Source organism: Salegentibacter sp. 24 (genome assembly GCF_004362395.1).
In the GTDB taxonomy this organism is placed as follows: Bacteria; Bacteroidota; Bacteroidia; order Flavobacteriales; family Flavobacteriaceae; genus Salegentibacter.
In genome coordinates this window covers 51,515-58,528 of sequence record NZ_SNWE01000025.1, presented here as the reverse complement: position 1 = coordinate 58,528, position 7,014 = coordinate 51,515, and the positions used below count along the sequence as shown (strand labels likewise).

Sequence of the window (7,014 nt, the reverse complement as noted above, 5' to 3'; positions counted from 1 at the left end):
GAAGAATAGCCAGCGGAATTTACAGAGTTGGGGATGACGTAGCTGTTTTACCATCTGGATTTCAATCTAAAATCAAATCGATTAATACAGGGGAAGAGCAAGTTCAGGAGGCTTATGCTCCTATGAGTATATCATTGACCCTTGAAGATGATATTGATGTTAGTAGGGGTGATATGATTGTAAGAAAAAACAATCAGCCTGAAATGGAGCAGGAATTTGATGTAATGTTATGTTGGCTTAATAATGATCCGGCAAAGCCCAGGGCGAAATATACCATTCTGCACACTACTCACGAAGAACGTGCCATAATCAAAGAAGTGGTTTATAAAATGGATATCAATACTTTTGAAAGGGATAAAAATGATCCGACCCTTGATATGAACGATATTGCAAGGGTTAAAATAAGAACTACCAGAAGGATGATGTTGGATACTTACCGAGAAAACCGTAATACCGGTAGCATTATACTAATTGATGAAAGCACAAATGAAACCGTGGCTGCGGGAATGATAGTTTAAATTTAAAAATCAGTTGTAATGATTAAAATATTTTCGCATCCTAGATCTGGCACACATTTTCTGGAAGCCTTTGTTGCAAATAACTTTTATCCGAATAGAGATCTTAGTGTTAAAGATTTAACTTGGGGGCATTGGTCGAATAGAAAAACTAAAGAATTGAATCCTTACGGTCAATTATTCGGAGGACACCACTTTCCAAAACGAAGCTTTAGATTAAAACCTAAACCCCTTCTCTATATTTACAGAGATGGGAGAGCTGTAGCTTATTCCATTTGGAAAACTCCTAATTTTCTTAATAGAGAAATGAGTGGATTAAGCTTTTCTGAATTTTTACGCACTCCATTAGACTGGAAAGGTAGCCCTGGAAATAAAATAGGAGAAGGATTAACCATTTTTGAACACTGGAGTAAACACGTTGAGGAGTGGAGTCGACTTAAAGGAAATATTGTTTTAATTTCTTACGAAGAACTATTAGAGAATCCTGGAAAAGTTTATAAAAAAATATTGTTACATTGTTTTCCAATGCAATATTATAAAAAATTTAACAATACAGATATAAAAATTATAGAAAAACCTTTAGGATTATTACCCAATAAAGGATCTAAAGATAGTTGGAAAAAAGTTTTTAACGAAGATGACTTAAAATATTATCAAAACTTTATTTCAAAGTAGTTCCTAAATCAAGGTAGGAAAGATTCCATTGTGGTTAGTTTGGTATAGGAAAAACGGTATTAGCTTTTAAAATTTGGAGTTGCTCATGGTTTAGGATGAAATGCTAAAACTGGTTTTTTAGTTGGATTGAAGATGATTTTTTTTGAAGAGAAACAAAAGAAACAATTGGATTTAATTATTAAGCGATTCGTAAATAAAAAGTGAAAATATGAAAATTTTAATTAGGTGGTGAAAAATTTATAGGTTTCCAGTTTGTGAGATTATTTGTAATTAAATATCCTCAAGACGAAATTTTAGTATCGATACTTTATTTATGTAGGGAATCTCGAAAATTTGAAAGTTATAGGATCGAAAAATTAATTTAACTTATTCGGTATTTAGTATACCAGGGACTTATTGTTTGATAAAGATCATGTTGAGACAATTGATCTTCTTTTTATTAAGAATGAAATTAAAGAAACCTGTATATTGGAGACTTTAATGAATGGCAGAATATAGTATTTATTCATTTAATAGATAAGCTGAGAGATAATAAATTATGGATGAGGGTTATTCAGTTATTTTGATTTCTTATTTAAAGGATAGACCGGGTTATAATTAAAGTTATGCCATAGATACATTAATAATTAAATATAATTAGATTGGATGTCAACAATAATTTTTTAAGAAGGACTGGAGAAAACAATTGATTGCTATTTGGAAAATTAAGATTGGTTAGAAAATATTGCCAGATGAGGATACCAAAATCATGATAAAGAACAATGTAAATAAAAATAAATATGAAAGGAATAATTCTAGCTGGAGGTAGTGGAACACGTTTATATCCAATTACTATTGCGGTAAGTAAACAACTTCTTCCTGTATATGATAAACCAATGATCTATTATCCATTATCTGTTTTGATGTTATCAGGAATTAGAGAAATCTTGTTCATCACAACACCTCATGACCAGGAAGCTTTCCAGAAATTATTAGGAGATGGTTCCCAGGTTGGTTGTGATTTCCAATATGCAATACAGGAAGAACCAAATGGACTTGCAGAAGCTTTTTTAATTGGCGAAAAATTTATTGGCAATGAGAAAGTGGCTTTAGCTTTAGGCGATAATATTTTCCATGGAAATGGTCTTGTCAATTTATTAAGAAGTAAATTAAATATTAATGGAGCGTCTATCTTTGCTTATCCAGTTAAAGATCCCCAACGCTATGGGGTGGTAGAGTTTGATGAAAATCAAAAAGTAAAAAGTATAGAAGAGAAACCTAAAATCCCTAAATCCAAATATGCTATACCCGGTTTGTATTTTTATGATAATAATGTAGTGGAGTATGCTAAAGAAGTAAAACCTTCGGCGCGAGGAGAAAAAGAGATTACTGCAATTAATGAAATTTACTTACAAAATAATAATCTGGAAGTAGGAGTTATGAATCGCGGTATGAGTTGGTTTGATACAGGTACAGTTGAATCACTTGATGATGCGACCGAATTTATTAGGGTCTTACAAAACCGTCAAAGTACTATGATCGGATGTATAGAAGAAGTAGCATTTCTAAGTAAATTTATTAACAAACAACAGTTAGCAAAATTGCACAAACAATATGGTAAGTCTAAATATGGACAATACTTAAGGGAGATGGGTGAAACCATATTAGAGTAAATTAGAATATACGATTAGGTATTATATTATAAGAAAAAATTGTAATGAAAATAGGTTTTAATCAAAAGTTTTTGAAAAGTCTCTTAGAGAAAGATAAATCCCTTGTATCAACAGATTTCGCTCTGAACTGGATCAGAAGACAAAATGAAGTTATAGAAGTTGAGATTGATCAAATCCCGTTTTCTAAATTAAAAAATTGGGATTTTGATAATAACTCACTTAAGCATGAGTCTGGGCATTTCTTTTCTATCGATGGTCTAGAAATTACCACGAATTATGGTGCTGTCAATACATGGAATCAACCTATTATTAATCAACCTGAAATAGGTTATCTAGGGTTAATAACCAAAGAATTTAACGGTGTGTTGCATTTTTTGATGCAGGCAAAAGTCGAGCCCGGTAATATAAATTTTGTACAATTATCACCTACCCTTCAGGCCACAAAAAGTAATTATCTTCGAGTACATAAAGGAAATCCACCACCATATTTGGAATATTTTCAAAAAGCAAATAAAAATAATATTTTGTTAGATCAGCTTCAATCTGAGCAAGGTGGGCGATTTTTAAAAAAAAGAAACAGGAATATTATAATCACAATCGAGGAAGATATTGAGGTCTTAGAAAATTTTATTTGGTTAACATTAGCTCAAATAAAGGAATTAATGCAATTAGATAATATCGTTAATATGGATACTCGAACGGTACTCTCTGGCATTCCAATTGGAGGTTTTAATTTCGAAAGTTTAAATTTAATTAGAGGTTTTTCAGGCTTACCCATAAGTAAGTTTGCTAATGGTCTTCTAAAGTCTAGCTCTTTTGATATCGAAGGTGTCAATTCTATCAATGATATAATCTTATTTATTACTCATCAAAAATGTAAGTTTGATTTACAAATTACTCAAATACCTTTATTTTCTTTGAATGACTGGATAATTGAAGAATCGAAGATCCGGCATATAGAAAATAAATATTTTGAAATTATTGCGACAGATATAAAAATAGGCAATAGAGAAGTTGTAAGCTGGACACAGCCGATGGTAAAACCAGTACAAGAAGGAATCTGTGCATTTGTCTGCAAAAATATAGATGGAGTATTGCATTTCCTGGTTCAGGCTAAATTGGAATGTGGTAATTTTGATATAATAGAATTTGCACCTACTGTTCAGTCTCTTACAGGGAATTATAAAAATGATTATTCCATTAAAAACCTACCGTATCTAGATTACGTTATAAATGTAAAAAAAGATGAAATTATATTCGACACCTTTCAATCAGAAGAAGGAGGCAGATTTTATCAGGAGCAAAATAGGAATATGATCATTTTAGCTAATGATGATTTTCCGGAAGAAACGTCAGAAAATTTTATTTGGATGACCTATAATCAGTTACAAACCTTCATAAAACATAACAATTATATTAACATTCAAGCCAGAAGTCTCATGGCTGCTTTATCTTATAATTTATGAAGGAAAATAAAAAAATAAAAATAGGTGTACTGGGAGCAGCAAATATAGCCTTGAGATCTTTTGTTCCTGAATTAAAAATTCTAAATAATAATTTCGATTTTGTTGGAATTGCAAGCAGAAGAAATCCTGAACAGGTAAGTTTTGAAGGGAAAGTATTTAAGGGATATGAAAGCATTCTGGATAAAAGTGTATTAGACGCAATTTATATCCCTTTGCCTAATGCTCTCCATTTTGAATGGGTTAAAAAATCTCTTCAAAAAGGTTTGCACGTATTAGTAGAAAAATCCCTGGCTTGTAATGAGCAAGAAGTTATAGAACTAAATAAAATTGCAAGAAATTCAAATCTAGTATTAGTTGAAAACTTTCAATTTAGATTTCACTCTCAATTAAACGCCATATTAAAAATATTAGATAAAGGTACTATCGGAGATCTTCGAATAATAAGAAGCACATTTTGTTTTCCTCCCTTTCCAGACAAGGAAAATATTCGTTACAATAATTCGTTAGGTGGAGGAGCCTTACTGGATGCAGGGGCGTATCCATTAAAATTATCCCAAATATTAATGGGTAATAATATTTATGTTTCTTCGGCTGTATTAAATAAAAAAGAAGGGTTTGATGTAGATATTTGGGGCGGTGCCTTTTTACAACAGAATAATGGGAATCTTTTTTCTCAAATTGCATTTGGCTTTGATAATTACTATCAATGTAATCTTGAGGTAATTGGATCCAAAGGTAAATTATATTCAAATAGAATTTTCACAGCAAAGAGTGGATTTCAACCGGTAGTAAATTTAGAAACAAATCAAGATGGATTACGAGAGATACAATTAAAAGAAGACAACCACTTTAGAAATATGTTACTCTATTTTTATGATCTTATAACAGGAATTAGAGATAAGAACCAGGAATATTTGGATAATATTAACCAATCCAGACTTTTAAATGAAATTAAAATTAAATCTAATGAATAAGATAAGTACACCAATTTTTGTGACTCAACCAACAATTGCTCCTCTAGTAGAATATTCGGAGTTATTAAAGGAAGTCTGGGATTCAGGAATTCTTACTCATAATGGACCTAAAGTTCAATTATTGGAAGAAAGAATGAAAGAAAAGTTAGAGGTTTCTAATTTTACTTTAGTCTTAAATGGAACTGTTGCCTTGCAAATGTCTATTAAAGCATTAGGATTAAAGGGAGAAATTATAACTACTCCTTTTACCTGGGTAGCTACAATAAGTGCCATCAACTGGGAAGGATGTAAGCCGGTTTTTTGTGATATAAATCCTGAAACTTTAAACATTGATGAGGACAAGATTGAAAATCTTATTACTAAAGATACTGTAGCTATTATGCCAGTCCATGTTTTTGGAACTGCTTGTAATGTGGAGAAAATTGAATCATTGGCTAAAAAACACGGTTTAAAGGTCATTTATGATGCTGCTCACGCTATAGGTAGTTTATATAAAGGAAAGAGTTTGCTACAGTATGGAGATATTTCTGCTACTAGCTTACATGCTACAAAATTATTTAATACTGGAGAAGGAGGAGCTTGTATTACAAATTCTGCGGATCTGCAAGAAAAATTGGAAAGAATTAGATTTTTTGGACACAATCGAGATAAAGAAATTGTTGAAGATGGATTTAATGGAAAAATGACGGAAATTCATGCCTCGCTGGGTATCGCGAATTTAAAATATTTTGACAAGGTTTTGGACGATAGAAAAACTAAATATTTGCTTTATAAAAAGCTATTAGGAAAATCAAAATTCTTGAAATTCCAAAAAATTAAAGAAAATGAAACAAATTATTCATATTTCCCAGTAATTTTTAGTTCTGAAGAGCAGTTGTTGAAAGTTGAGAGGAATCTGAATAGACAGGAAATTTTCCCTCGAAGGTATTTTTATCCTTCTGTAAATTCCTATACGGAAATTGTGAATTATCAACCCGCTCCAATTTCCGAGGATATTTCTAAAAGAATAATGTGTCTTCCACTTTATTATAGATTGAGCCAAGAGAAAATCCAATTAATTTCGAAAATTATACTGGAAACTATATGTTAATATTAGGCGCTGGTGGATTCGCAACTGAATTGTTACAAAATTTTAGTTCAGAGGAAAAACAAAATTTGGTCTTTTATGATGATGTAAATTTAAATTCTCCTAATTTGGTATATCAAAGATTTCCAATTTTAAGAAATTTAGAAGCAGCAAAGGATTATTTAGAAAGTTCAGATCACCGTTTTTTCCTTGGCTTAGGAATCCCAAATTTAAGATTAAAATTACAAGAAAAATTTTCCAAAATTGGAGGACAACTTATGTCATCTATTTCTAATAAGGCTATTATTGGTAACTATAACGTCTCCATAGGAGATGGCTGTACCGTCTTAGCCAATGCGGTTATTTCTAATTCAGTAAAATTAGGTAAAGGTTGTCTTGTATATTACAACGTTAATATTACACACGACTGTATTATTGAAGATTTTGTTGAGCTTTCCCCTGGTGTTATTCTACTTGGAAATGTAAAAGTAGGAGCTTTCACGTCTATCGGTGCCAACGCTACCGTGCTTCCAGGAATTAAAATAGGCAAAAATGTAACGGTAGGTGCAGGGACGGTAGTTACCAAGAGTTTGCCCGATAACTGTGTAGCAGTAGGGGTGCCTGCTAAAATTATAAAAATTAGAAATGGTTCCTAATTAAAAGTAA

At 31.5% G+C, this 7,014-nt stretch carries 7 protein-coding genes; all 7 read left to right on the top strand.

Annotated features, from left to right (window positions below):
* Window positions 1–518: elongation factor 1-alpha C-terminal domain-related protein (locus DET49_RS15610; protein ID WP_410527963.1), on the top strand; the 518-nt coding region annotated here is incomplete at its 5' end.
* A gap of 18 nt (window positions 519–536) precedes the next feature.
* Entirely contained in the window at window positions 537–1,190 is a 654-nt protein-coding gene (locus DET49_RS15605; protein WP_133549369.1) for a sulfotransferase domain-containing protein, read from the top strand.
* A gap of 779 nt (window positions 1,191–1,969) precedes the next feature.
* A complete protein-coding gene (gene rfbA, locus DET49_RS15600) occupies window positions 1,970–2,842 on the top strand; it encodes a glucose-1-phosphate thymidylyltransferase RfbA (RefSeq protein WP_133549367.1) in 873 nt (290 codons plus the stop codon).
* A gap of 44 nt (window positions 2,843–2,886) precedes the next feature.
* Window positions 2,887–4,308, top strand: a complete 1,422-nt coding sequence (locus tag DET49_RS15595) for an NDP-hexose 2,3-dehydratase family protein (RefSeq protein WP_133549365.1) — start codon at window positions 2,887–2,889, stop codon at window positions 4,306–4,308.
* Window positions 4,305–5,282, top strand: a complete 978-nt coding sequence (locus DET49_RS15590; protein ID WP_133549363.1) for a Gfo/Idh/MocA family protein — start codon at window positions 4,305–4,307, stop codon at window positions 5,280–5,282. Before DET49_RS15595 ends, DET49_RS15590 begins: the two co-directional genes overlap by 4 nt.
* On the top strand, window positions 5,275–6,372 hold the full coding sequence (locus DET49_RS15585; RefSeq protein ID WP_133549361.1) for a DegT/DnrJ/EryC1/StrS family aminotransferase: 1,098 nt from the start codon (window positions 5,275–5,277) through the stop codon (window positions 6,370–6,372). Before DET49_RS15590 ends, DET49_RS15585 begins: the two co-directional genes overlap by 8 nt.
* The gene (locus DET49_RS15580; protein ID WP_133549359.1) at window positions 6,366–7,004 is read left to right on the top strand and encodes a NeuD/PglB/VioB family sugar acetyltransferase; all 639 of its coding nucleotides are present in this window, start codon (window positions 6,366–6,368) and stop codon (window positions 7,002–7,004) included. Before DET49_RS15585 ends, DET49_RS15580 begins: the two co-directional genes overlap by 7 nt.
* Window positions 7,005–7,014 lie beyond the last annotated feature (10 nt).